The 26,133-nt window shown below is 33.5% G+C and carries 32 protein-coding genes and 1 riboswitch; of the genes, 28 read left to right on the top strand and 4 right to left on the bottom strand.

Translation table 11 applies throughout. The annotated features are described in order from the left end of the window. Positions 1 to 39: 39 nt before the first annotated feature. The 16 genes from CD127_RS07965 (at position 40) to fabZ (ending at position 12,818) form a co-directional block, all read left to right on the top strand. The gene (locus tag CD127_RS07965) at positions 40 to 564 is read left to right on the top strand and encodes a TIGR01440 family protein (protein WP_103366342.1); all 525 of its coding nucleotides are present in this window, start codon (positions 40 to 42) and stop codon (positions 562 to 564) included. Between the two features lie 25 nt (positions 565 to 589). After that, positions 590 to 1,828, top strand: coding sequence for a serine hydroxymethyltransferase (gene glyA, locus CD127_RS07960; RefSeq protein WP_103366341.1), 1,239 nt, complete (start codon positions 590 to 592; stop codon positions 1,826 to 1,828). A gap of 29 nt (positions 1,829 to 1,857) precedes the next feature. After that, on the top strand, positions 1,858 to 2,487 hold the full coding sequence (gene upp, locus CD127_RS07955) for a uracil phosphoribosyltransferase (RefSeq protein WP_103298948.1): 630 nt from the start codon (positions 1,858 to 1,860) through the stop codon (positions 2,485 to 2,487). Between the two features lie 54 nt (positions 2,488 to 2,541). Then, positions 2,542 to 3,675, top strand: a complete 1,134-nt coding sequence (gene wecB, locus CD127_RS07950; protein WP_103366340.1) for a non-hydrolyzing UDP-N-acetylglucosamine 2-epimerase — start codon at positions 2,542 to 2,544, stop codon at positions 3,673 to 3,675. 139 nt (positions 3,676 to 3,814) lie between these two features. Beyond that, positions 3,815 to 4,165, top strand: coding sequence for an ATP synthase subunit I (locus CD127_RS07945; protein ID WP_103297994.1), 351 nt, complete (start codon positions 3,815 to 3,817; stop codon positions 4,163 to 4,165). A 27-nt stretch (positions 4,166 to 4,192) separates the two neighbouring features. Beyond that, positions 4,193 to 4,918, top strand: a complete 726-nt coding sequence (gene atpB / locus CD127_RS07940; protein ID WP_103297995.1) for a F0F1 ATP synthase subunit A — start codon at positions 4,193 to 4,195, stop codon at positions 4,916 to 4,918. Between the two features lie 33 nt (positions 4,919 to 4,951). After that, a complete protein-coding gene (gene atpE / locus CD127_RS07935; RefSeq protein WP_002448651.1) occupies positions 4,952 to 5,164 on the top strand; it encodes a F0F1 ATP synthase subunit C in 213 nt (70 codons plus the stop codon). A gap of 87 nt (positions 5,165 to 5,251) precedes the next feature. Beyond that, the gene (locus CD127_RS07930; protein WP_221270321.1) at positions 5,252 to 5,782 is read left to right on the top strand and encodes a F0F1 ATP synthase subunit B; all 531 of its coding nucleotides are present in this window, start codon (positions 5,252 to 5,254) and stop codon (positions 5,780 to 5,782) included. Beyond that, positions 5,782 to 6,321 (top strand): F0F1 ATP synthase subunit delta, encoded by a 540-nt coding sequence (locus tag CD127_RS07925; RefSeq protein WP_103366339.1) that lies wholly within the window; start codon positions 5,782 to 5,784, stop codon positions 6,319 to 6,321. The genes CD127_RS07930 and CD127_RS07925 overlap by 1 nt, the downstream gene beginning before the upstream one ends. Positions 6,322 to 6,340: 19 nt before the next feature. After that, on the top strand, positions 6,341 to 7,849 hold the full coding sequence (gene atpA, locus CD127_RS07920) for a F0F1 ATP synthase subunit alpha (RefSeq protein ID WP_103297997.1): 1,509 nt from the start codon (positions 6,341 to 6,343) through the stop codon (positions 7,847 to 7,849). Between the two features lie 31 nt (positions 7,850 to 7,880). After that, entirely contained in the window at positions 7,881 to 8,747 is an 867-nt protein-coding gene (gene atpG, locus CD127_RS07915; protein WP_103297998.1) for an ATP synthase F1 subunit gamma, read from the top strand. A 21-nt stretch (positions 8,748 to 8,768) separates the two neighbouring features. Further along, on the top strand, positions 8,769 to 10,181 hold the full coding sequence (gene atpD / locus CD127_RS07910) for a F0F1 ATP synthase subunit beta (RefSeq protein WP_103297999.1): 1,413 nt from the start codon (positions 8,769 to 8,771) through the stop codon (positions 10,179 to 10,181). Between the two features lie 21 nt (positions 10,182 to 10,202). Next, positions 10,203 to 10,604 (top strand): F0F1 ATP synthase subunit epsilon, encoded by a 402-nt coding sequence (locus tag CD127_RS07905; protein WP_103298000.1) that lies wholly within the window; start codon positions 10,203 to 10,205, stop codon positions 10,602 to 10,604. 128 nt (positions 10,605 to 10,732) lie between these two features. Then, a complete protein-coding gene (locus tag CD127_RS07900; protein ID WP_103298001.1) occupies positions 10,733 to 10,966 on the top strand; it encodes a DUF1146 family protein in 234 nt (77 codons plus the stop codon). 105 nt (positions 10,967 to 11,071) lie between these two features. Then, complete coding sequence (gene murA / locus CD127_RS07895) at positions 11,072 to 12,337, top strand: UDP-N-acetylglucosamine 1-carboxyvinyltransferase (protein WP_103298002.1); 1,266 nt, start codon at positions 11,072 to 11,074, stop codon at positions 12,335 to 12,337. 43 nt (positions 12,338 to 12,380) lie between these two features. After that, the gene (fabZ, locus tag CD127_RS07890; protein WP_103298003.1) at positions 12,381 to 12,818 is read left to right on the top strand and encodes a 3-hydroxyacyl-ACP dehydratase FabZ; all 438 of its coding nucleotides are present in this window, start codon (positions 12,381 to 12,383) and stop codon (positions 12,816 to 12,818) included. A 56-nt stretch (positions 12,819 to 12,874) separates the two neighbouring features. On the opposite strand, the gene CD127_RS07885 is transcribed toward fabZ, so the two are convergent. Continuing rightward, on the bottom strand, positions 12,875 to 13,318 hold the full coding sequence (locus CD127_RS07885; RefSeq protein ID WP_103366338.1) for a YwpF-like family protein: 444 nt from the start codon (positions 13,316 to 13,318) through the stop codon (positions 12,875 to 12,877). Positions 13,319 to 13,503: 185 nt separating this feature from the next. Here CD127_RS07885 and CD127_RS07880 point away from each other — a divergent pair, with 185 nt between their 5' ends. The 8 genes from CD127_RS07880 to CD127_RS07845 all read left to right on the top strand — a co-directional run bounded on the left by CD127_RS07880 (position 13,504) and on the right by CD127_RS07845 (position 20,180). Then, on the top strand, positions 13,504 to 13,902 hold the full coding sequence (locus CD127_RS07880; RefSeq protein ID WP_103366337.1) for a single-stranded DNA-binding protein: 399 nt from the start codon (positions 13,504 to 13,506) through the stop codon (positions 13,900 to 13,902). A gap of 370 nt (positions 13,903 to 14,272) precedes the next feature. After that, positions 14,273 to 15,007: a transglycosylase family protein gene (locus CD127_RS07875; protein WP_103366336.1), complete on the top strand. Its 735-nt coding sequence runs from the start codon at positions 14,273 to 14,275 to the stop codon at positions 15,005 to 15,007. 93 nt (positions 15,008 to 15,100) lie between these two features. Further along, positions 15,101 to 15,203: riboswitch (TPP riboswitch) on the top strand. Between the two features lie 80 nt (positions 15,204 to 15,283). Further along, positions 15,284 to 15,973: a thiaminase II gene (gene tenA / locus CD127_RS07870; protein WP_103298007.1), complete on the top strand. Its 690-nt coding sequence runs from the start codon at positions 15,284 to 15,286 to the stop codon at positions 15,971 to 15,973. Then, positions 15,966 to 16,787 (top strand): bifunctional hydroxymethylpyrimidine kinase/phosphomethylpyrimidine kinase, encoded by an 822-nt coding sequence (gene thiD / locus CD127_RS07865; protein WP_103366335.1) that lies wholly within the window; start codon positions 15,966 to 15,968, stop codon positions 16,785 to 16,787. Before tenA ends, thiD begins: the two co-directional genes overlap by 8 nt. Then, positions 16,780 to 17,571, top strand: a complete 792-nt coding sequence (gene thiM, locus CD127_RS07860; RefSeq protein WP_103366334.1) for a hydroxyethylthiazole kinase — start codon at positions 16,780 to 16,782, stop codon at positions 17,569 to 17,571. Before thiD ends, thiM begins: the two co-directional genes overlap by 8 nt. Beyond that, positions 17,572 to 18,210 carry a thiamine phosphate synthase gene (gene thiE / locus CD127_RS07855; protein WP_103366333.1) on the top strand — a complete coding sequence of 213 codons (639 nt, stop codon included), beginning with the start codon at positions 17,572 to 17,574 and terminating at the stop codon, positions 18,208 to 18,210. 88 nt (positions 18,211 to 18,298) lie between these two features. Next, the gene (gene yidC / locus CD127_RS07850; RefSeq protein WP_103298011.1) at positions 18,299 to 19,168 is read left to right on the top strand and encodes a membrane protein insertase YidC; all 870 of its coding nucleotides are present in this window, start codon (positions 18,299 to 18,301) and stop codon (positions 19,166 to 19,168) included. A gap of 193 nt (positions 19,169 to 19,361) precedes the next feature. After that, positions 19,362 to 20,180, top strand: a complete 819-nt coding sequence (locus CD127_RS07845) for an NAD(P)-dependent oxidoreductase (protein ID WP_103366332.1) — start codon at positions 19,362 to 19,364, stop codon at positions 20,178 to 20,180. A gap of 59 nt (positions 20,181 to 20,239) precedes the next feature. Here CD127_RS07845 and CD127_RS07840 read toward each other — a convergent pair whose 3' ends face one another. Next, a complete protein-coding gene (locus CD127_RS07840) occupies positions 20,240 to 20,890 on the bottom strand; it encodes an HD domain-containing protein (RefSeq protein ID WP_103366331.1) in 651 nt (216 codons plus the stop codon). Positions 20,891 to 20,957: 67 nt separating this feature from the next. After that, the gene (gene cls / locus CD127_RS07835; protein WP_103366330.1) at positions 20,958 to 22,442 is read right to left on the bottom strand and encodes a cardiolipin synthase; all 1,485 of its coding nucleotides are present in this window, start codon (positions 22,440 to 22,442) and stop codon (positions 20,958 to 20,960) included. 201 nt (positions 22,443 to 22,643) lie between these two features. On the opposite strand from cls, the gene csoR reads away from it, so the two are divergent. The 3 genes from csoR (at position 22,644) to CD127_RS07820 (ending at position 23,390) form a co-directional block, all read left to right on the top strand. Beyond that, positions 22,644 to 22,925 (top strand): copper-sensing transcriptional repressor CsoR, encoded by a 282-nt coding sequence (gene csoR, locus CD127_RS07830; RefSeq protein ID WP_380493284.1) that lies wholly within the window; start codon positions 22,644 to 22,646, stop codon positions 22,923 to 22,925. Positions 22,926 to 22,936: 11 nt separating this feature from the next. Then, positions 22,937 to 23,143, top strand: coding sequence for a putative copper chaperone CsoZ (gene csoZ, locus CD127_RS07825; RefSeq protein WP_103366329.1), 207 nt, complete (start codon positions 22,937 to 22,939; stop codon positions 23,141 to 23,143). Positions 23,144 to 23,252: 109 nt separating this feature from the next. After that, on the top strand, positions 23,253 to 23,390 hold the full coding sequence (locus tag CD127_RS07820; RefSeq protein ID WP_103298016.1) for an Lmo0850 family protein: 138 nt from the start codon (positions 23,253 to 23,255) through the stop codon (positions 23,388 to 23,390). Between the two features lie 51 nt (positions 23,391 to 23,441). Here the strand turns inward: CD127_RS07820 and rodA are convergent, their stop codons facing one another. Next, a complete protein-coding gene (gene rodA, locus CD127_RS07815) occupies positions 23,442 to 24,629 on the bottom strand; it encodes a rod shape-determining protein RodA (protein ID WP_103298017.1) in 1,188 nt (395 codons plus the stop codon). 431 nt (positions 24,630 to 25,060) lie between these two features. Here rodA and CD127_RS07810 point away from each other — a divergent pair, with 431 nt between their 5' ends. Continuing rightward, positions 25,061 to 26,131 (top strand): D-alanine--D-alanine ligase, encoded by a 1,071-nt coding sequence (locus CD127_RS07810; RefSeq protein ID WP_103366328.1) that lies wholly within the window; start codon positions 25,061 to 25,063, stop codon positions 26,129 to 26,131. Positions 26,132 to 26,133 lie beyond the last annotated feature (2 nt).

Below are 26,133 nucleotides of genomic sequence, written 5' to 3'. Positions count from 1 at the left end.
TATGCTTCTTTTAATTATATAAATAAGGTGGAGATTTCTATGCAAGAACTTACGACTTTATTAAATGAATTGAAAGCACAATCATTCTTTAAAGAAGGTGAAATATGCATTATTGGCTGTTCAACATCTGAAGTTATTGGAGAAAAAATAGGCTCTGTAGGTTCAATGGACGTAGCTAAAGATATATTCACTACCTTAGAAAAGGTACAACAAGAAACAGGTGTATCATTCGCATTTCAAGGTTGTGAACATATTAATAGAGCAGTCACAATTGAAAGAGAACAGTTTAATCCTTTAACAATGGAAGAAGTGACAGTCGTACCAGATGTTCATGCAGGTGGGAGTCTAGCAACATATGCCTATCAACATATGAAAGATCCTGTAGTTGTAGAGCATATTACTGTTCCTAAAGGTATCGATATTGGGCAAACATTAATTGGAATGCATATTAAACATGTTTGTGTACCGATTAGAACTAGTGTTAAACAAGTTGGCGATGCAATAGTAACGATTGCCACTTCAAGACCTAAAAAAATCGGCGGTGAACGAGCTAAATACGAATAGGTTTGAAAGGAAGAGGGGATTTTTAATGTCATATATCCAAAATCAAGATAAAGCTGTCTATGAAGCGATTCAAAATGAATACAATAGACAAAATAATAACATCGAACTAATTGCATCTGAGAATTTTGTTTCTGAAGCTGTTATGGAAGCTCAAGGTTCTGTAATGACGAATAAGTATGCTGAAGGTTATCCTGGACGTCGTTATTACGGTGGATGCGATTACGTAGATATTACGGAAACAATTGCTATCGAACGTGTTAAAGCCTTATTTGGCGCTGAACATGCTAATGTTCAACCTCATTCTGGTTCACAAGCTAACATGGCTGTTTACTTAGTAGCACTTGAAATGGGTGATACTGTATTAGGAATGAATTTAAGCCATGGTGGCCATTTAACGCATGGTTCTCCTGTTAACTTTAGCGGTAAATTTTATAATTTCGTAGATTATGAAGTAGATAAAGAAACAGAGAAGATTGACTATGAGGCAGTTCGTAAATTAGCACTTGAACATAAACCTAAATTAATTGTGGCTGGTACTTCTGCATATTCAAGAGAACTTGATTTTAAAAAGTTCAAAGAAATTGCTGATGAAGTAGGCGCAAAATTAATGGTAGATATGGCGCATATTGCTGGTTTAGTAGCAACAGGTTTACATCCTAACCCAGTAGAGTATGCAGATTTCGTTACAAGTACAACTCATAAAACTTTGAGAGGGCCACGCGGTGGATTAATCCTTTGCAAAGAAGAGTATAAAAAAGATATAGACAAAACAATCTTCCCTGGTATCCAAGGCGGTCCATTAGAACACGTGATTGCTGCTAAAGCCGTTGCTTTTGGTGAAGCATTAGAACCAGAATTTAAAGCATACCAAGAACAAGTAGTTAAAAATGCTAAAGTATTAGCAGAAACGCTACAAGAAGAAGGCTTTAGAATTGTTTCTGGCGGTACAGATAATCATTTATTAGCAGTTGACGTTAAAAACTCAGTGAATGTTACAGGTAAAGAAGCTGAATCTACATTAGATTCAATCGGTATTACTTGTAATAAAAACACTATTCCTTTTGACCAGGAAAAACCATTCGTTACAAGTGGTATTCGCTTAGGTACACCAGCCGCTACCACTAGAGGCTTTGATGAAGAAGCGTTTAAAGAAGTAGGGAAAATTATTAGCTTAGCGCTAAAAAATCCTAAAGATCAAACTAAATTAAAAGAAGCTAGTGAAAGAGTAAGTAAATTAACAGCTAAGTATCCACTATATGAGTAATTTTTTAAAATAACTGGAGGAAATAAATAATGAGTAAAGTACATGTATTTGATCACCCTTTAATTCAACACAAATTAAGTTACATCCGTGATATGAATACGGGAACAAAAGAATTTAGAGAGCTTGTTGATGAAGTAGGTATGTTAATGGCATACGAAGTAACAAGAGATTTAGAGCTTCAAGATGTCGAAATTCAAACACCTGTTACTAAAATGACAGCTAAAAGATTAGCAGGTAAAAAATTAGCTATTGTACCTATCTTAAGAGCTGGTCTAGGAATGACAGATGGTGTATTAAGCTTAGTTCCAGCAGCACGTGTAGGCCATATCGGATTATATCGTGACCCTGAAACATTAAAAGCTGTAGAATATTTCGTGAAATTACCACAAGATATTGATGAAAGACAAATTATCGTTGTAGATCCTATGTTAGCAACAGGTGCATCTGCTATCGAAGCGATTAATTCATTGAAAAACCGTGGTGCTAAAAATATTAGATTTATGTGTTTAATTGCAGCTCCAGAAGGTGTTAAAAAAATGCAAGAAGCGCATGATGACGTTGATATTTATATAGCTGCTTTAGATGAAAAATTAAACGATAAAGCATATATCACGCCTGGTTTAGGTGACGCTGGAGACAGATTATTTGGTACTAAATAGTAAAGATACAGTAGTTGAGAAGTTTAAAGTTAGTTCGTTGTAGGAGTAAATAATATGAAAAAAATTATGACAGTCTTTGGTACAAGACCAGAAGCAATTAAAATGGCACCTTTAGTTAAAGAACTTGAAAATGACGACGAATTAGAGCCAATGATTGTTGTAACTGCTCAACATCGAGAAATGTTAGATTCAGTTTTAAAAACATTTAACATCCAACCACATTATGATTTAAATATCATGAAAGAAAATCAAACATTATCTGAAGTTACGTCTAGCGCTATGATACAACTTGAAAATATCATTAAAGACGAACAACCAGATATGGTCCTTGTGCATGGAGATACTACTACTACATTTTCAGGTGCTTTAGCTGCTTTTTATAATCAAACAGCTGTAGGTCATGTAGAAGCAGGATTAAGAACTGGTGATAAATATGCACCGTTTCCTGAAGAAATCAATCGACAAATGGTAAGTAATATTGCCGACTTACATTTTGCACCTACTATAAATGCAGCTGAAAATTTAATCAAAGAGCAAAAAGACAGCGATTCTATCATTGTAACTGGAAATACAGCAATTGATACGTTGAATCTCACGATTAGAAATGACTACACGTCAGATATTTTAAATAAGCATAAAAATAAAAAAATAATTTTATTAACCATGCATCGTAGAGAAAATATTGGCGTTCCTATGGAAAATGTTTTCAAAGCGATTAATAAAATTATTAGTGAATATGACGATGTAGTGGTAGTTTATCCTCAGCACTTGAATCCTAAAGTAAGAGATTTATCAAGTAAATATTTTAGTGACCAAACGCGAGTGGAAAGAATAGAGCCTTTAGATGTCATAGACTTCCACAACTTTGCTAATAAGGCACAAATCATATTAACGGATTCTGGCGGAGTTCAAGAAGAAGCGCCTTCGTTAAATAAACCTGTCTTAGTATTAAGAGATGTTACAGAACGACCAGAAGGTGTAGCGGCTGGAACATTAAAAGTGATAGGCACAGAAGCGGATAATGTTTATTCAGAAATAAAAACATTATTAGATGATTCAACAGCTTATAAAAATATGGCATCAACTCAAAATCCTTATGGAGATGGAATGGCGTCATTAAGAATATGCGAAAGTATAAAATATTATTTTGGTTTAACTATTGAAAAACCAAAAGAATTTAAAATGTGAATATTTTGTGACAAAATTGCTTGGAATTTTTACAACAATTTGAATAGAATTGACACGTTTTATACGCTATATTATTATTAAAATTGTATGAGTGGAACGGTTTACATGATACTCATAAGTAATTTTGGAGGCACTACGAATGAGGCGTTTTAGTATTATCTTCAAACAATTCATTCAATATTATATCTATTTTTTAATTTTGTTAAGTGTTTTGTACTTTATTAAACCTAATCCTTTTACCTTAGGATTAATAATAGGAACGTTTGGCGCTTTAATTAATACATATATCTTTGAATTTTATTTATCTCGGGCAAAGCAACCAGATAATATACATATTTCTACGGGCAATATCTGGAGGTATTTAGTCGCTATTATAGCGTGCTTGATTTGGTTTTTCTTTAAAGAGTATGTAAACATTATAGGAATAATGATAGGCCTTATGATTTCTTATGTACTAATCATCATACGTCCTTTTTTACAAAGGGAGTAAAATTTTCGAAAAGAAAGAGGTGAGTACATGGATCACAAATCCCCACTCAGAAGTTGGAATGTATTTGGTTTTGATATCGTTTTCAACTTATCAAGTATCTTGATGTTAGTTGTTACTGCAGTTATTGTTTTTTTAATAGCTATTATTTGTACGCGTAATCTAAAGAAAAGACCTACAGGTAAACAGAACTTTATTGAATGGGTCTTTGATTTTGTAAGAAGCATCATTGAAAGTAACATGGCATGGAATAAAGGTGGTCAATTTCACTTCTTAGCAGTAACATTGATATTATTTATCTTTGTTGCCAACATGTTAGGGTTACCTTTCGCTATAGTGACAAAAGATCATACGTTATGGTGGAAATCACCAACAGCTGATGCCACTGTAACATTAACACTATCAACAACAATGATTTTATTAACACATTACTATGGTGTGAAAATGCGTGGTACGAAAGCTTATGTAGGTAATTACTTTAAACCGTTCTGGCCATTAGCAATCATTAATGTATTTGAAGAATTTTCTTCTACATTAACGCTTGGTCTACGTTTATACGGTAATATATTTGCCGGTGAACTATTATTATCACTATTAGCTGGTCTGTTCTTCCAAAATGGATGGGGCTGGATAATTAGTATTCCAGGTTTAATCGTATGGCAAGGTTTCTCAATCTTTGTTGGTTCTATCCAAGCATATATCTTTATTATGCTTTCAATGGTTTACATGTCCCATAAAGTAACGGACGCACATTAATTTAAATAAAAAATTTTAGGAGGAAATATTAATATGGGTTTAATCGCAGCAGCAATTGCAATCGGTTTATCAGCACTAGGTGCAGGTATCGGTAACGGTCTTATCGTTTCTAGAACAGTTGAAGGTGTAGCACGTCAACCAGAAGCACGTGGTCAATTAATGAGTATTATGTTCATTGGTATTGGTTTAGTTGAGGCATTACCAATCATCGGTGTTGTAATTTCATTCATGACTCTTTTCAGATAAGAAATGTTTTGAGGCGAAGTCTCTTTGATCTTCGCCGTTCGTTTTATTTAATGCAAATATGATGATTAATAATGAAAGGAGTGTCGAATGCCAGTGAATGCATTAGCTAATTCATATGTTTTGGGTGCAGCAGCCGGTGGTGTTGAGTGGGGAACAATTTTTGTAACTGTATTTACATTTGTTATCCTCTTAGCATTATTGAAAAAATTTGCTTGGGGTCCATTAAAAGAAGTAATGGATAAACGTGAAAGAGATATTAATAGAGATATCGATGAAGCGGAAGAAGCAAAACTTAATGCGCAAAAACTTGAAGAAGAAAATAGAAAGACACTTAAAGAAACACAAGATGAAGTTCAACGTATCCTTGAAGACGCTAGAGTTCAAGCTCGTAAACAACATGAAGAAATCATTCATGAAGCTAACGTTCGTGCAAATGGTATGATTGAAACTGCTCAAAGTGAAATTAACAGTGAAAAAGAACGCGCACTTGCAGATATTAATAATCAAGTATCTGAATTATCAGTATTGATTGCTTCTAAAGTACTTCAAAAAGAAATTTCTGAACAAGATCAGAAAGCATTAGTTGATAAGTATCTTAAAGAGGCAGGCGATAAATAATGGCAGATGTAGCAAAAAAATATGCTAAAGCATTATTTGATGTTTCTATTGATAAAGACAGACTAGATTTAATGTATGAAGAGTTGAAAGTAGTGAATGACGCTACGCAACAATATCAACAAGAATTAAAAGCTATTGATTCAAATCCTAGCAAACCTGCTTCTGAAAGACGCAAATTTGTAGGAATTGTGTTCGGTGAGGCGAATTATTACTTAAAAAATATGCTAATGATATTAGCAAATAACCGTCATTTAGCGTTAATTAATTCTATTTTCAAAGAATTTACTAGTTTCTATAACGCTCACTATAATCAAGATACGGCAGTAGTGGAGTCAGTTTATCAATTGACTGAAGAAGAACTAGATAGAATTCGAAATCTAATTATTAACAAAACTAAGTTGTCAAACGTACATATTATTACTAAAACCAACCCTGATTTAATTGGTGGTTTCAGAGTGAAAGTTGGCACAACTGTTTTAGACGGTAGTGTTAAGAACGACTTAGAACAAATTGAACGTAAATTTAGAAGAGTTAACTAAAATAAGAGGAGTGACATAGATGGCCATAAAAGCTGAAGAAATCAGTGCATTACTTCGCTCACAAATTGAAAATTATGAGTCTGAGATGTCTGTAAATGATGTTGGTACTGTACTTCAAATCGGTGATGGTATCGCATTAATTCACGGATTAAATGACTGTATGGCTGGTGAGCTTGTAGAGTTCCCAAATGGTGTTCTTGGTTTAGCACAAAACCTTGAAGAATCAAATGTGGGTGTAGTTATTTTAGGACCTTACAGTGAAATTACTGAAGGTGACGAAGTAAAACGTACTGGTCGCATTATGGAAGTTCCAGTAGGGGAAGAACTTATTGGACGCGTGGTTAATCCACTAGGACAACCTATCGATGGTCAAGGTCCAATTAATACGACTAAAACTCGTCCTGTTGAGCAAAAAGCTACAGGTGTAATGGCTCGTAAATCAGTTGATGAACCATTACAAACTGGTATTAAAGCGATTGATGCCTTAGTACCAATCGGACGTGGACAACGTGAGTTAATTATCGGTGATAGACAAACAGGTAAAACTACAATTGGTATCGATACAATCTTAAACCAAAAAGGTTTAGACACAATTTGTATTTACGTAGCTATTGGTCAAAAAGAATCAACAGTACGTGCCAATGTAGAAAAATTACGTCAAGCTGGTGCATTAGATTATACAATCGTAGTATCAGCGTCAGCGTCTGAACCAGCACCATTATTATATATTGCACCATACTCAGGTGTAACAATGGGTGAAGAATTCATGTTTAACGGTAAGCATGTACTTATCATCTATGATGATTTAACTAAACAAGCGGCTGCTTATCGTGAATTATCATTATTATTACGTAGACCTCCAGGCCGTGAAGCTTATCCTGGTGACGTATTCTACTTACATAGTAGATTATTAGAAAGAGCAGCGAAATTAAATGATTCATTAGGTGGCGGATCTATTACTGCCTTACCAATCATTGAAACACAAGCAGGAGATATTTCAGCATACGTTCCTACTAACGTAATTTCAATTACAGATGGACAAATCTTCTTACAATCTGATTTATTCTTCTCAGGTGTTCGACCAGCGATTAATGCGGGACAATCTGTATCACGTGTAGGTGGTTCAGCCCAAATTAAAGCTATGAAGAAAGTTGCTGGTACACTTCGTTTAGACCTTGCTTCATATAGAGAATTAGAATCATTTGCGCAATTTGGTTCTGATTTAGATGAATTTACAGCTAGAAAATTAGAACGCGGTAAACGTACTGTTGAAGTCTTAAAACAAGACCAAAACAAACCTTTACCAGTTGAAAACCAAGTATTAATCATTTACGCATTAACTAAAGGATACTTAGATGATATTCCTGTAGTAGACATCACTCGTTTCGAAGATGAATTAAATAGTTGGGCTAAATCAAACGCTTCTGAATTATTAGGTGAAATCAGGGAAACTGGTGGCTTACCTTCTGAAGATAAATTTGATGCAGTACTTAACGAATTCAAGAAAAGTTTCAGCAAATCTGAATAATTAAACTTTAAATCGAAAAGGTGGTGAGATAATGGCTTCTCTAAAGGAAATAGATGGTCGTATTAAATCGACGAAAAAGATGAAACAGATTACCAAAGCAATGAACATGGTATCTAGTTCAAAATTACGTCGTGCTGAAAAGAATACTAAGCAATTCGAACCTTATATGGAAAAAATGCAAGATGCGATTACAGCAATTGCAGGTGCTAGTAAAAATTCAAGCCATCCTATGTTAAGACCAAGACAAGTTCAACGTAGTGGTTATTTAGTTATCACAAGTGATAAAGGTTTAGCTGGCGCATATAGTTCCAATGTGCTTAAAAAATTAATCAATGATATTAAAGAGAAACACTCTAGCAAAGACGATTACAGTATTATGGTATTAGGTCAAACTGGTGTTGATTTCCTTAAAAATAGAGGTTATGAAATAGAGAATTCACTTGTTGATGTTCCTGATCAACCTTCATTTAAATCAATACAAGCTATTGCAAAATATGCCATTGACTTATTTAGTGAAGAACATATTGATGAATTGAAGATTTATTATAGTCACTATGTTAGTGTTCTTGAAAATAAACCGTCTACTAAACAAGTTCTTCCATTATCTCAAGAAGATTCTAGCCAAGGCCAAGGCCAAATGTCTTCATATGAATTTGAACCAGATAAAGAATCTATCCTAAGCGTTATACTTCCACAATACGTTGAAAGTTTAATTTACGGAACGATTCTAGATGCTAAAGCTAGTGAACATGCAGCTCGTATGACTGCAATGAAAAATGCTTCTGATAATGCAACTGAACTTATTGATGATTTATCATTACAATACAATAGAGCAAGACAAGCTGAAATCACTCAACAAATTACAGAAATTGTTGGCGGTTCTGCAGCGCTTGAATAATATTTTAAAGGAGGAAACAACATGGGTAATGGCCGTGTAACTCAGGTTATGGGTCCTGTAATCGACGTTCGTTTCGAACATAATGAAGTACCTGAAATTAATAACGCCCTTATCATTGAAGTCCCTAAAGAAGATGGAACTTTCGAATTAACACTTGAAGTTGCCTTACAATTAGGCGATGACGTCGTACGTACAATTGCCATGGATTCAACTGATGGTGTTCAACGTGGTATGGAAGTACAAAATACTGGCAAAGACATTAGTGTTCCAGTTGGTGAACAAACTTTAGGACGCGTATTCAATGTTTTAGGTGAAACTATCGATTTAGAAGACAAATTAGATGGCTCAGTTAGAAGAGATCCTATTCACCGTCAAGCACCAAACTTTGATGAATTATCTACAGAAGTAGAAATCTTAGAAACTGGTATTAAAGTAGTAGACTTATTAGCGCCATATATTAAAGGTGGTAAAATTGGTCTCTTCGGTGGTGCCGGCGTTGGTAAAACCGTATTAATCCAAGAATTAATCAATAACATTGCTCAGGAACATGGTGGTATCTCAGTATTCGCGGGCGTTGGTGAACGTACACGTGAAGGTAATGACTTATACTATGAAATGAGCGATAGTGGCGTAATCAAAAAGACTGCAATGGTATTCGGTCAAATGAATGAGCCACCTGGTGCACGTATGCGTGTAGCTTTATCAGCTTTAACAATGGCTGAATATTTCCGTGATGAACAAGGTCAAGACGTACTTTTATTCATTGATAATATCTTCAGATTTACACAAGCTGGTTCTGAAGTATCAGCATTATTAGGACGTATGCCTTCAGCCGTTGGTTACCAACCAACATTAGCAACTGAGATGGGTCAATTACAAGAACGTATTACATCTACGAATAAAGGTTCTGTAACATCAATTCAAGCCGTATTCGTACCAGCCGATGACTATACTGACCCAGCTCCAGCAACTGCTTTCGCACACTTAGATGCGACAACAAACTTAGAGCGTAAATTAACAGAAATGGGTATCTATCCAGCGGTGGACCCATTAGCATCAACTTCTAGAGCGTTAGAACCATCAATCGTTGGTCAAGAACACTATGAAGTTGCGCGTGATGTTCAATCAACACTTCAAAAATATAGAGAATTACAAGATATCATTGCTATTCTTGGTATGGATGAGTTATCTGAAGAAGATAAACTTACTGTAGAACGTGCACGTAGAATTCAATTCTTCTTATCTCAAAACTTCCATGTAGCTGAACAATTTACTGGTCAAAAAGGTTCTTACGTACCTGTTAAAACAACAGTATCTGATTTCAAAGATATCTTAGATGGTAAATATGATCACATTCCTGAAGATGCGTTCCGTTTAGTAGGAAGCATGGAAGATGTAATTGCTAAAGCAAAAGATATGGGTGTTGAAGTCTAAACTAATTAGGAGGAATAGATAATGAGTACTTTAAATCTTGATATTGTCACTCCTAATGGTTCAGTCTACGAAAAAGATGACGTTGAACTGGTTGTTTTTCAAACGACAGCTGGGGAAATGGGTGTCATGAGTGGACATATTCCGACAGTTGCCGCATTAAAAACAGGCCATGTTAAAGTGAATTATAAAAATGGTTCTGAGTATATAGCTGTTAGTGGTGGCTTTGTTGAAATTAGACAACAAAAAGTATCTGTAATTGTACAAACAGCTGAAGCTGCTAGTGAAATTGACGTGGAAAGAGCTAAATTAGCTCGCCAAAGAGCGCAATCACATTTAGAAGATGAGGATAATAGCGATATTAACCGAGCTAAACGTGCATTAGCAAGAGCAGAAAACCGCTTACGCGTAGCTGAATTAAAATAAATTGATAAAGGTTTGGAAGCTAAATTGGTTTCCAAACCTTTTTTTGTTTTTATAATGATTATCTTGAGTATCATTCTATACATATTTAATGTACAATATAATACAGTAATCTTTAAGGAGAGTTAGATATGGACTATATAGGTCAATTTGCAGTTATACATTTAATATTACATGTCATTTGTATTTGTATTGCTTATTGGGCATTAAACTCCCTTAGATTAGATAACCTATTTAAAAAAGGTTATGCTACTCAAGTTCAAGTTTGTCTAATATTTATGGCAATTTTATTAGGAACTGCAGTTAGCAACTTTTTGATTGATTTATTACAATATTCAACACAAGTAAAATATTTATTCCGATAAATCAATATCTGTTAATTAATTTGAAAAGTAGATATAATTAATAAATAAAATAATTTGAAATAGGGAAATGATGAAAATAGTTGGAGTTTAAAGTGGAGGATTAAAATGGATAAAATAGTAATAAATGGAGGCAATCGCCTAACTGGAGAAGTTAAAGTAGAAGGAGCAAAAAATGCAGTATTACCTGTACTTACTGCTTCATTATTAGCTTCTGAAGGACAAAGTAAATTAGTTAACGTTCCAGATTTAAGCGATGTCGTTACAATTAACAATGTCTTATCAACGTTAAATGCTAAAGTTGATTACAATAAAGAAGAAGGTGCAGTGACAGTAGATGCCTCAGCTACATTAAAAGAGGAAGCGCCTTATGAATATGTAAGTAAAATGAGAGCTAGTGTCTTAGTTATGGGACCTTTATTAGCTCGTCTAGGTCATGCTATTGTAGCGCTACCTGGTGGTTGTGCAATCGGTGCTCGTCCTATTGAACAACATATTAAAGGATTCGAAGCGTTAGGTGCTGAAATCCATCTTGAAAATGGAAATATCTATGCAAGTACTAAAGATGGATTAAAAGGTGCAGACATTCACTTAGACTTCCCAAGTGTAGGTGCTACTCAAAACATTATCATGGCAGCTTCATTAGCTAAAGGTAAGACTGTCATTGAAAATGTAGCAAAAGAACCTGAGATTGTAGATTTAGCTAACTACATCAATGAAATGGGTGGTAAAGTTACTGGCGCAGGTACAGACACTATCACTATTCATGGTGTTGAAAAGCTTAAAGGTGTAGAACACTCAATCATCCCAGATAGAATCGAAGCAGGTACATTAATTATTGCTGCAGCGATTACAAGAGGGGATGTCTTTGTACGTGATGCAGTTAAAGAACACATGACAAGCCTCATTTATAAATTAGAAGAAATGGGCGTTAATCTTGATTTCCAAGAAGATGGTGTACGTGTAACTGCTGAAGGTGAATTAAAACCAGTAGATGTTAAAACATTACCTCATCCTGGTTTCCCAACAGATATGCAATCTCAAATGATGGCTTTATTATTAACAGCTGAAGGTCATAAAGTAGTTACTGAAACAGTATTTGAGAATAGATTCATGCATGTGGCAGAATTTAGAAGAATGAATGCTAATATTACTGTTGAAGGCAGAAGTGCTAAAATTGCTGGTAAGAGCCAATTACAAGGCGCACAAGTTAAAGCAACTGACTTAAGAGCAGCAGCTGCATTAATTTTAGCGGGCTTAGTAGCTGATGGTACAACTCAAGTGACTGAATTAAAACATTTAGATCGTGGTTATGTTAATTTCCATGAAAAATTAAAATCACTTGGTGCGGATATTGAACGTATCAACGATTAATTTTTAACATCAAAAGATAAATTATTGCTGGAGGTAGTTTCAAATGGAAACAATTTTTGATTACAATCAAATTAAACAAATTATCCCACACAGACAACCATTTTTATTAATTGACCGAGTGGTTGAATATGAAGAAGGTAAACGTTGTGTAGGTTTAAAACAAGTTTCAGGAAATGAACCATTTTTCCAAGGACATTTTCCAGATTATGCTGTAATGCCTGGCGTTTTAATTACTGAAGCATTAGCACAAACTGGTGCAGTAGCTATGCTAAATAGTGAAGAGAATAAAGGTAAAATCGCTTTATTCGCAGGTATTGATAAATGTCGCTTCAAAAAACAAGTTACACCTGGTGACACTTTATTATTAGAAGTTGAAATTACTAAAATTAAAGGTCCAATCGGAAAAGGTACAGCTAAAGCAACGGTTGACGGTCAACTTGCTTGTAGTTGTGAACTTACTTTCGCAATTCAAGACGCATAATTATTTTCAAAGATAAAAGCACTCATGATAGTTATTTCTATCATTGAGTGCTTTTATTATTCTCGTTCAAACTTTTCTTCTTTTAATTTAGGTTTAGATTGCATCATACGATTAAACGTTACTTTCAACTCTTCACCTGATAATCCTTCATCCACTAATTGCTCTAGTAAGCTTTCAGCATACACTTGGCGTAACGTATAAATGTGACATTCAAATACTATAGACATTGTTGTCTCAAAAGTTTCTATACTTTTGATTGTTGCATCGAATAAAGCAGGATCATTCGAAGGTCGAGTTATCACGACACGAATATCTAATAACGTTTGATCATCATAATATTTCTTCATAGTCTCATAATGGGCATTAGAAATAACAACTTCTAATAACCAACCAGTCCCACTATTTTCTTTATTAATAATAACGCCGTCTTCTAATTCAAATTCTGTAATTCCACCATTCTCATTCACAATTTGAAAACGCACCGCTTTAAAAGTCTTCACCAAATCACATCCTAAAAATTTTGAAAATATGCAATAAATTAGAAATTATTTAATTGAACATTCAAGTTTTAACTATTTTCTTTAAATATAACAAATTTTGATTATAAATAGTAAATTTTTATTAAAAATGGCGTTTTGACGTACACCTCAAATGTCATTAAGATAGTTTTTGAAGGAGGTGACACATGCTAAATAAGATAGTAATCGTAGGTCGTATGACTAAAGATGCGCAAATCTATGAAAAAGAGGAGGTGAAAATTGCTACCTTTAGTGTTGCTACTGAACGCAATTATAAAGACGACAACAATGAAATCGCTTGTGATTATATTTTTTGCAAGGCTTTTGGCAAAACAGCAACGAATATTGAAAAGTATACCAGTCAAGGTTCATTGGTAGGTATAACAGGACAAATGCGTTCACGTAAGTATGAAAAAGAGGGACAAACGCATTTTGTAACAGAATTATATGTAGAAACTATTAAATTTATGTCCCCACAATCAAAAAATAACGAAATTCTCTCAAATAGCTCATTTATGGAAGACACTTATCCCCTAGATAATCTAGACATTATTAATATCAATTAAAATTAAATCAACTCTCTAAACTTTAACTCCAATCTTCTCTATTTTATATATAACATCTTTCAATTATACTCAGAATCTCTCTTTATTAATTTACATTAATAGGGAGAGGTTCTTAATTTTTGAGATAAATGTCTGAAAGATTTCAAAAGTATTACATACATAAAAAGCAAAAGTAAACTTTTCAAAACTGCCATGAAGGTTCTGAATGTATATTTTTGTTTCATTTTAGGCTTATTTTCTTGTAATTTCCATGTAAAAAAGTGGCTTCCTTTTTTATTTGGCTGTAACCTGCAATCACTTTTCAGATGTTAGAGTATTACTTGTAATTAATTTGATTAGGAAAAAAATTATACAGGAGGACTTTTAAACTATGAAAAAGACTATTATTGCTTCAACATTAGCAGTAGGCTTAGGTGTAGCAGCAGGTAACGCAGGTCATGCAGACGCAAGTGAAACTCAAATCAATAAAGCTGAATTAGCACAATTAGCTCAATCAAATGATCAATCATTAAATAATAGCCCTATTCAAGAAGGCGCTTATAACGTAACATTTGATTATAATGGCTTCACTTACCACTTTGAATCAGATGGTACTAATTGGAGCTGGAACTATGTACAATCAGGTCAAACAACTGGTCAATCTACACCAGTAGCTCAATCATCACAAGCAACTCAAACTCAACAACAAGATGTTAGTGAACAAGCTTCAGCTTCTAATAACCAAACTTCAGCTGAAACTGTAGCTTCACAACAACAAACTAGCCAACAACAACCAGCTCAAACTCAACAAGCACCACAAACTGAGCAAACTCAACAACCACAACAAGCATCAACAAGCAACAACACAGCTTCAAGTGGTTCTTCAGTACACGTAAATGGTCATTTACAACAAATTGCTCAACGTGAATCAGGTGGCGATATTCACGCTATCAACCCAAGCTCAGGCGCAGCTGGTAAATATCAATTCTTACAATCTACATGGGATTCAGTAGCACCTGCTCAATATAAAGGTATATCACCAGCTCAAGCACCTGAAAGCGTTCAAGATGCTGCAGCTGTAGAACTTTACAACACTGCTGGCCCTTCACAATGGGTAACTGCATAAATTAATATTTACTGAGATGTTTCGATTAATGAAACATCTCAGTTTTTTTAATTGAAAAATAATATACTGTTTGATAATGTGAAATTAATAAAATAAAACTACTAGGGGAGCCAAAAACTATGGCTGAGATGATTTTTTCAGACCCTTATAACCTGATTTGGTTAGTACCAACGTAGGAAAGTAGTTATGTAATTTTACATACCTTCTATTAAGGATGACTACATTTCTGCGTTGATACGTTGAAATGTAGTTTTTTTAATTTAAGGAGGAATTATAATGAGCTTTTCAACTGAGTTAAAAGAAGCAGCACAACCTATTATTGAACAAATTTATAAAGATGGATTTATTCAAGATTTATTAAAAGGTCAATTATCTAAACAAGCTGTGCGTCAATATCTACGTGCAGATGCTTCATATCTAAAAGAATTTACTAATTTATATGCACTATTAATTCCTAAAGCGCCTACTATGACAGATGTAAAATTTTTAGTAGAACAAATTGAATTTATGTTAGATGGAGAAGTAGAAGCGCATGAAATTTTAGCAGATTATATTAATGAACCGTACGAAGAAATCGTTCGCGAAAAAGTATGGCCACCAAGTGGAGATCATTACATCAAACATATGTATTATCATGCTTATGCTCATGAAAATGCGGCATATACAATCGCAGCAATGGCGCCATGTCCATATGTGTATGAAGTAATCGCAAAAATGGCGTTAGAAGATCAAAATTTAAATAGAGATGTTATTACTGCTAGATGGTTCGATTTTTATAGTACTGAAATGCGTCCTTTAATTGAAGTATTTGATCGTATGTTAGATGAACTAACTGAAAATTGTACTGATCAAGAGAAACATGAGATTAAAGAAAGTTTCTTACAAAGTACTATTCATGAACGTAATTTCTTTAATATGGCTTATATTAACGAACAATGGGATTTTGGAGGAAAAGAACATGAATAAACCAAAAATTGCATTAACAATCGCAGGTACCGACCCATCAGGTGGCGCTGGTGTGATGGCAGATTTAAAATCATTTCACGCTTGTGGCGTTTATGGCATGGCTGCAATTACTAGCATTGTGGCTCAAAACACTAAAGGCGTTCAACACATTCATAATTTAGAAACTAGTTGGGTTAAAGAACAACTTGATAGCGTGTTCGATGATGAATTACCACAAGCAATTAAAACAGGTATGATTGCTACTCACGAAACAATGGAACTTGTACAAGAATATTTAAAACAACATTCTGATATTCCATACGTTATTGATCCTGTTATGTTAGCTAAAAGTGGTGATTCTTTAATGGACGATGCTACTAAAAAACATTTACAAAGCACGTTATTACCATTAGCTGATGTTGTAACGCCTAATATACCTGAAGCAGAAGAAATTACTGGTCTAAAAATTGAAAGTGAAGAAAGCATTCGTAAAGCTGGACATATATTCATTAATGAAATTGGCAGTAAAGGTGTAGTCATTAAAGGAGGTCATTCAGCTGATTTAAATAACGCTAAAGACTTCTTGTTTACTAAAGACGACGTTTATACATTTGAAAATAAACGCTTTGATACACCACATACGCATGGTACTGGTTGTACATTTTCAGCAGTAATCACAGCAGAGCTTGCTAAAGGGAAATCAATTTATGAAGCGGTTAAAAAAGCTAAAGAATTTATTTCATTAAGTATTGAATATACTCCTGAAATTGGCCAAGGTCGTGGGCCAGTTAACCACTTTGCATATATGAAGAAAGTAGGATTAGATGATGAATAATTTAGAGAAATTGAGAAATGAAAATCCATTAGTTGTTTGTTATACCAATGATGTCGTTAAAAACTTTACTGCAAATGGTTTATTAAGCATTGGAGCAAGCCCAGCAATGAGTGAAGCACCTGAAGAGGCAGAAGAGTTTTATAAAGTGGCAGGTGCTTTATTAATAAACATTGGTACATTAACTAAAGCCAACGAAGAAGATATTTTAAAAATTGGTAAAATCGCAAATCAACAAGGTACGCCGATTGTATTCGACCCAGTAGCAGTTGGAGCTTCAACGTATCGTAAACAGTTTTGCCAAAAATTCTTATCTGAAGTTGAAGTGTCAGTGATTAAAGGTAATGCTTCAGAAATTTTAACGTTAGTTGATCCAAATACAACGATGAAAGGCACAGATGGAGATGCTAATCTAGATGCTGTTACAATCGCTAAAAAAGCATATGAGGAGCTAAATACAGCTATTGTATTAACTGGTAAAGAAGATGTCGTTGTTCAAGATAACAAAGTGGTTCAGTTATCAAACGGTTCACCGCTTTTAGCGAAGATTACTGGAGCAGGGTGCTTATTAGGTGGTTTAGTAGCAAGTTTCTTATTCAGAGAAACGCACCCATCATTGCAAGTTCTTGAAGAAGCGGTAAGTTTCTATAATATTGCTGCAGAAATTGCTGAAAAAGATGAACAAGTTAAAGGACCAGGCACATTCTTATCTCATTTATTAGATGAAATGTATCAATTAGAATATTCAACTTATGAACAACATGTTAAACGTTTAGAGGTGGAATAGATGTTTAAAGATAGCGATTTAAATGTGTACTTTATATGTGGAACGCAAGACGTGCCAGAAGGTAGTGATATTCAAACTATTTTAAAAGAGGCACTTGAAGCGGGAATTACTTTATTTCAATTTCGTGAAAAGGGACCAAAGGCTTTAGTAGGCGAAGATAAAGTGAAATTAGCACAACAATTGCAAACATTATGTAGGGATTACAACGTGCCATTCTTAGTTAACGATGATGTTGATTTAGCAGAACAAATTGATGCTGATGGCATACATGTTGGCCAAGATGATGCTACAGTTGCTACTTTCGCTCAACGCTTTAATGAAAAGATTATTGGTTTGAGCGTAGGGAACGAGGAAGAATACAATCATTCAGATTTAACTCACGTCGATTATATTGGTGTAGGTCCTATGTACGCTACACCATCTAAAGCAGATGCAAGTGAGCCTGTAGGTCCAGAGATGATCAAAACATTGAAAGAGATGAATCCATCGTTACCTATGGTGGCTATTGGCGGTATTACTGAAGATAACGTAGGACAAATAGCAGAAGCAGGAGCAGATGGTATTTCTGTTATTTCAGCAATTGCCAGAAGTCACAATATTGACAAGACTGTTATCAAATTTCAGAGTTATTTCAAATAAATATTAGTTTTTTTCTTTTTTTGTTTTCTAGTACACTCTGATTATGATAAAATAAGCTCTATGTGAATATATCAATAGAGGTGTAAAAATGAAGAAGAAAGCGTTACTACCTTTGTTATTAGGGGTAATGGTCTTTTTAGCTGGATGTGATTATTCTAAATCTAGTAATAGAGATGGATTTTTCTATAACACATTCGTAGAACCAATGTCTAAAGTATTACATTGGTTAGGCCATTCAGTATTTAATGATGATTATGGTATTGCCATCATCGTGTTAGTATTAATTATCCGTATTATCTTATTACCTTTCATGCTTTCAAACTACAAAAATAGTCATATGATGCGTGAAAAAATGAAAGTTGCTAAACCTGAAGTTGATGGCGTACAAGAAAAAGTTAAACGTGCGCGTACTCAGGAAGAAAAAATGGCAGCTAACCAAGAAATGATGGAAGTTTATAAAAAATACGATATCAATCCTATGAAGAGTGCTTTAGGTTGTTTACCAGTACTTATTCAAATGCCAGTCGTAATGGGATTATACTTTGTATTGAAATATCGTATTGGTGGCGGAATTGCCGAACATCCACACTTCTTATGGTTTAATTTAGTACATCCTGATATTTGGATTACTATCATCGCCGGCGTTCTTTACTTTATCCAAGCTTGGGTTTCAAGTAAACAAATGCCTCAAGAACAACGTCAAATGACGTACATGATGATGATTATTTCACCAATTATGATTATTTGGATTTCATTAAGTTCAGCTTCAGCATTAGGTTTATACTGGTCAGTCAGTGCGGCGTTCTTAATTGTCCAAACATTCTTTGCAAACATGCATTATGAAAAGGTTGCTAAAAGAGAAGTTGCGCCAATGATTGAGAAATTTGAACAAAAAAATGACTCAAAAAAAGGCAAAAACACTCAAGTTGTTTCTAAAAACAACAAAAAGAAAAAATAAATATACTAGCACTTAATATAAAGAGGTTGAACATTTATGTTGTTCAACCTCTTTTTTGATGTGATTAATAATTAGAGATTAAAAATTATTTGAGAGTTTTTTATGAATACATAATAACGAACAAAAAGGGTATTGTATTAAGAACAATTTAATTTAGTGAAAAATATAAAATTGGAAAGGAGAATAATATTTTATGAAAAAAATTGGATTCGTTGGTTTAGGAAATATGGGTAAAGGTATGGCTACTAATTTACAAAAATCAGGATTTCAAGTTTTAGCGTATGATGTAGATACGGATAAACTTAAAGAATTAAAAAAAGAAGGTATTCAAGCTTGTGAATCAGCTCAAGAGGTAACAAAAGAAGTAGATGAAGCTATTCTAACTATGGTTGTTAACCAAGAACAAACTGAGGATGTTATTTTCGGTGAAAAAGGTGTGGCATCAGCTGAAAGAAAAGATATTACGGTAGTAGTAATGAGTACATTGAATCCTACAGTAATAGAAGATATTGAAAAGAAAGCAAATGAATACGATATTAACATTTTCGACGCGCCAGTAAGTGGCAGTTTATCAGGAGCTGAAAATGGTACTTTAGCTATTTTTGCTTCAGGTAAAAAGTCTTTAAATGATACTTTAAAACCATATTTTGAAGCATTAGGGGAAAATGTATTTGAACTAGGCGAAGAAATCGGTGCAGGTCAAGCTGCTAAATTATCTAATAATTTATTATTAGGAATTCATATGGCTGGTATGTCAGAAGCAATTAGATTTGCTCAAAACTATGATATAAAAGAAGATGAATTATTAGATATTGTAAAAGTAAGCACTGGTGATAGTTGGGTAGCGAATAACTGGGAGGAAGTAAAAGAATTTAATAATAATGGCACAGTTGATGTGATATATAAAGATTTAACTTCAGTTATGACAGAAGCTACACAACATAAAACTTTTATACCTGTGAGTGGTTTAGTTCTTAATGAACTACACAACGCAATGGATAAACAAGATTAGATTATATAACTTTAAAAAAGTCGGTTATCGTTTAATTACGGATAGCCGACTTTTGTTATCTATTCATTTGAAATATGCCATTCACTATAAAACTGCTTTAAAAATTGTTCCATAAAATCATGACGTTGTTGTGCAAGTTCTTTTCCGGTAGAAGTATGCATTAAATCTTTTAACTTTAATAATTTGTCGTAGAAATGGCGAATCGCTGATGGAGGTAATGAAGGAATGGTCTCAGTTTGTGGCACATTGTCATTTGGTGATGCTGTCCACATCGGCTCATCGAAATGACCGGCAAATTGAAATGTTCTAGCAATACCAATTGCTCCAATGGCATCTAAGCGATCGGCGTCTCGAACAATCTGACCTTCAATTGATAATTCAACATTATTATTTTTGCCATTACGGTAACTTAAGTTTTGAATGATATGTAGAATATGATTTCGAGTATCCTCGTCTATTTCTAGCGTTTTCAAAAATTTTAACAATTGCTGAATTGCTTCGTCTTTATTAGTTAACTTATCGTCTATCACATCATGTAAGAGAGTAGCTAATGTAATAGTTAATTCGTCGCCTCGTTGTTCTTGTTCTCTGATACGTTGTGCTAGTAGTGTTACTCTTTCCACATGAGCAATATCATGACCTGAATAGTCATCTTTATGAAAGTTTTGCATATATTCTCGGGCTAAAGTCACTTTTTGATGGTATTCCATAGTAATCCTCTTTTCAAAAAATAATAAAATAAGAGGCTAGGAAACCTAAGCCTCTATAACATAAAAATTAAAGAATTGGAGAAAGTAATTGAGAAATACCTTCTTTAAATTTAATCCAAGTACTTCGTTTCGCGTAAAGCTCTTTAGTTAAACGATAGGATACTTTCATATCTTGGATAAATGCTTCTTTTAATTGACGTGCTACATCATTATCATAAACGAAAGCATTTACTTCAAAGTTTAAAACGAAACTACGATTATCCATATTTGCAGTTCCTACTGTAGCAATTTCATCATCAATAATCAGCGTCTTAGAATGTAAGAAACCATTGTCATATTGATAAATCTTAACGCCCGCATCTAATAAAGAAGCTGCATTTTTTAATGTAGCCCAATACACAAATGGATGGTCGGGCATGCTAGGAATCATCAGATTAACTTCTACGCCACCTAATGCTGCAATCTTAATTGCATCAAGGAACGCTTGGTCAGGGATGAAATAAGGAGATTGAATATAAATTGATTTTCTTGCCGATGAAATCATTTTTAAATAACCATATTTAATTTGTTCCCAATCTTCATCAGGGCCACTTGAAGCAATTTGCACACCTATAGAGCCACCTGAATCTACATCTGGGAAATAGCGGTCATCATATTCAATAAAGTCACGACTTGATTGAGAATTCCAATCTAGAATAAAGCGTAATTGAAGCGCGTTAACTGAGTCACCTTCAAGACGTAAATGCGTATCTCTCCAATATCCAAATTTCTTATCTTTTCCAAGATATTCGTCGCCTACATTAAATCCGCCAACATAACCGATTTTACCGTCAATAATCACGATTTTTCTGTGATTACGGTTGTTCATTCGTAAATTGATTAATGGCAGTTTAGAAGGGAAGAATGATTCTACATGTGCGCCTTTCTCTCTAAAGTGTTTGATATCTTTTTTACGTAATGTTCTAGAACCCATATCATCGTATAACATTTTAACTTCCAGGCCTTCGTCAAGTTTTGCTTCAAGCGCAGAAAGTATGCGACGGCCTAAACCATCACTTTTGAAAATGTAGTACTGAATATGTATATAGTCTTGTGCATTTTTAATATCTTCAATTAATGCATCGAATTTGTCATTTCCATCTGTAAAAATTTTAATACGATTATCTGTTGTTAAGAATGCTGTATTATTAAATAACAGCATACGGACCATTTCTTTAAACTTAACGATTTGATGATTGCCTTTTGAAAAATCATCACTTTCTAAAGCGTCGATTTGTTCGTCAACAATCATTGCTAGTCCTTTACGATCTTCTTTATTCAATTTGAAAATTTGATCTTTTTGAATTTGACGTCCTAATAATAAGTATAATATGAAGCCGATAATAGGCAGAAATACTAAAACTAGAAGCCATGCCCAAATTGAACCAGCACTGCGACGTTCCATAAAGATAATAACGAACGCGAAAATTAAGTTTAAAAGAAAGGCAGAAATTAAGATAATATTAATAATCAAAGTTGAATGGGCAAAAGCCATTGAAAAAAGTTCTAACATTTTGTGCCTCCCTCTATAGATATTATTCTTGCAAAAAGTATAAGTTTTTTATTACTTTTCTTAATAATTATTGTATCATGCAGAATTCAAAATGACACAATCAATTTTAAGCTAAAAAAGTTAATGCATTTGACGAAAAGTATCGTTAAACTATACGATATTATAGAATAAAAGAAAGGGTGAACTACCTTGTCGAGTGAAATGCATGCACACCATTCTGAACAGATGAAATTGAATTTAAAATCAAGACTTAATCGAATTGAAGGGCAAGTAAGAGCAATCAATCGTATGATTGAAGACGATGTGTATTGTGATGATGTGTTAACTCAAATAAGAGCTACAAGATCAGCACTTAATAGTGTTGCGACGAAATTATTAGATTATCATATGAAAAGTTGTATCATGGATAAAGTAAACAACGGTGCTCAAGAAGAAGCAATGGAAGAATTATTGGTGACTTTTCAAAAGTTAATGAAAGACTAGGAGAATAAAACATGGCTAAAAGTACTATAAACATTGAAGGATTAGAAAAAAGTGAACAAGCTACTCAATTGCAACATCGCTTATCTCAAATGATTGGTGTTAAAGAAGTTGAAGTAAGTGCGGAACACAAATCTGTAGTAATTGAATACGAAACACCGACAAATTTAAATAGTATTGAAAAAGAAATTTATGATGATAGATTTAAAGTGTTAAATTAATTTACGAATTTCTTAATAAAAAATTAAAAATTATTTTTAAAATTGTATGGTAAATCTAATTTAATTGGGGTAGTATAACCTTGAAAGTCAAAAAACGAGGTGATTACCAATGAGTAAATCGGATAAGATACAAAATGTAGTCAAATTATTATCATCTTTAGGTGTGAATATTAAAAAGACAAAATCTCGTTTAGACATCATCAACACTTTGCCTACATCATCGCAAGTACGACACGAACTAAAATAGTTTATACAAAAAGACGCTTAATCACGTAACGTTATGATTAAGCGTCTTTAATTATTTGTTATTCGGCATGGTTTGACGTTGATGATAATGAATAGAAAGTATAATGCCTATACCTACCATTAAACTCCATAACGAACTACCACCATAACTTATGAATGGAAGCGGAATACCTGTAATTGGTAAAAGTTGAATTGTCATTCCAATATTTTGCAAGATGTGGAATACAAGTAATGAGATATAGCCCACAATAAAAATCTTACTGAATGGTGATTCAACTCTTGTAGCAAGTCTTATAAGATGGAAGATTAAAGCTAAGAAGATAAGCAATAAGACCACTGCGCCAAGGAATCCCATTTCTTCTCCGATAACAGAGAAAATAAAGTCTGTATGGTTCTCTGGTATGTAAACTTCACCGTGGTTATAACCTTTACCAAATAATTGTCCAGAACCAATTGCTTTTAATGACTCTGTTAAGTGATAACCGTCTCCGTTACTGTAAGAATATGGATCTAGCCATGAATTAATACGACCCATTTGATACATTTTAACGCCAAGTAAACTCTCAATTAAACTAGGCTTGTAAATAATAGCTAGAATAATACTACCGCCAATTACTGCTGCAGCAATAAGAATTGGTGCAAGCAAGCGCCAAGTAATACCACTTACTAACATAACCCCTAAGATAATGGCACAAATGACTAATGTAGTACCTAAGTCATTTTGTAATAGAATTAATGCCATAGGTAAGATAGAAACACCAATAATTTTTAGGAATAACATTAAATCAGTTTGAAATGACTTATTAAAAGTAAAACGGTTATGATTTGCGACGGTTTTAGCAAGCGCAAGTATTAAGATTACTTTCATAAACTCAGATGGTTGAATACTTACAGGACCAAATGAATACCAACTTTTAGCACCATTAATAATTGGCGTGAAAGATGTTTCAGGAAGGATTAATAATCCTACGAGTAAAATACATAAAAAGATATATAATATGTATGTGTTGTTTTTAATTTTTTTAGGTGAAAACAACATAATTAGTAAAGCGATTATAGCACCTAATATGTAGTAAATAATCTGGCGAATACTAAAATTGGCACTATATTGGCCGCCACCCATAGCTGAACTAATAGTTACAACACTTATAATTGCTAAGATAGTCAATAATGCTATGAGTACCCAGTCGATTTTTCGTAGCCAATGTTTTGAAGGCTGTTGACGGGATGAATATTTCATAAAAAACTCCTTAAAAACTGTAATGTCACGATTCTTAATATATATCGATTTTACATGACTTTATGTGAATTTGCTAGAGAATAACAAGCTTGCTTACTAATTTAAATTTTCAAAAAGTAAATATAATGTAATGAAAATCAACAAAAAAGAAGTCGGTATTTTACTTGTTGAGAAATGCAAAAATAGCACATACTGTGATAATATTGATTTTTAGGAAGAACTAAATAAACTACATAAAAATTAATAAATGTTTAATCTAAAACTTAAAATCAGTGATTAATCATATTATAATATGATGAAAGAGACTAAGGCATTAACAATTTATATATTAAGAAACTTTGAATTTTTGAGAAAATAAAATTCTTAAGAAAAAATATTGTTTAAATTTATAACGCTTTTGTTCTAATCTTTCTCAATGGAGGAAATTGAATATGGTAAAAGAAAATATTTGTATCGTATATGGTGGTAAAAGTGCTGAACATGATGTTTCGATTTTAACTGCGCAAAATGTATTAAATGCGATAGATAAAGATAAATATTTAGTAGATATTATTTATATCACTAATGATGGACAATGGAAGAAAAAAGATAATATTGTTGAAAAAATTGAATCAGTAGAAGAGCTTCATTTATCAGATGTTGACGCTGGAGAAATCACATTATTATTAAAAGAAAGTAGTAATGGCAACGCATACGACGCAGTATTCCCATTATTACATGGTCCAAACGGTGAAGATGGTACAATCCAAGGATTATTTGAAGTACTTGACTTACCTTACGTAGGAAATGGTGTGTTAGCCGCTTCAAGTTCTATGGACAAATTAGTTATGAAACAATTGTTTGAACATCGCGGATTACCTCAATTACCTTACATTAGCTTCTTAAGAAGTGAGTATGAAAAATATCAAGGCAATATCATTAAACTTGTTAATGATAAACTTACATACCCTGTCTTCGTAAAACCAGCGAACCTTGGTTCAAGTGTTGGTATCAGTAAATGTAATAACGAAGAAGAATTAAAAGTAGGTATTGCTGAAGCATTCCAATTCGACCGTAAATTAGTTATTGAACAAGGTATCAATGCACGTGAAGTGGAAGTAGCCGTTTTAGGTAACGATTATCCAGAAACGACATGGCCTGGTGAAGTTATCAAAGATGTTGCTTTCTACGACTATAAATCTAAATATAAAGATGGCAAAATTTCATTACAAATCCCTGCAGAATTAGATGAAGAAGTTCAAACAACTTTACGAAATATGGCACTTGAAGCTTTCAAAGCTACAGATTGCTCTGGTCTAGTACGTGCCGATTTCTTCGTTACTGAAGATAATCAAATTTTCATAAATGAAACAAATGCTATGCCAGGATTCACAGCATTTAGCATGTATCCAAGTCTTTGGGAGAACATGGGCTTATCTTACTCAGACTTAATCACTAAATTAATCGACTTAGCCAAAGAGCGTCACGAAGATAAAAAGAAAAATAAATACACAATCGATTAAGA

This window comes from Staphylococcus petrasii (genome assembly GCF_002902565.1).
In the GTDB taxonomy this organism is placed as follows: domain Bacteria; phylum Bacillota; class Bacilli; order Staphylococcales; family Staphylococcaceae; genus Staphylococcus; species Staphylococcus petrasii.
This window is presented reverse-complemented; position numbering and strand designations above follow the sequence as displayed.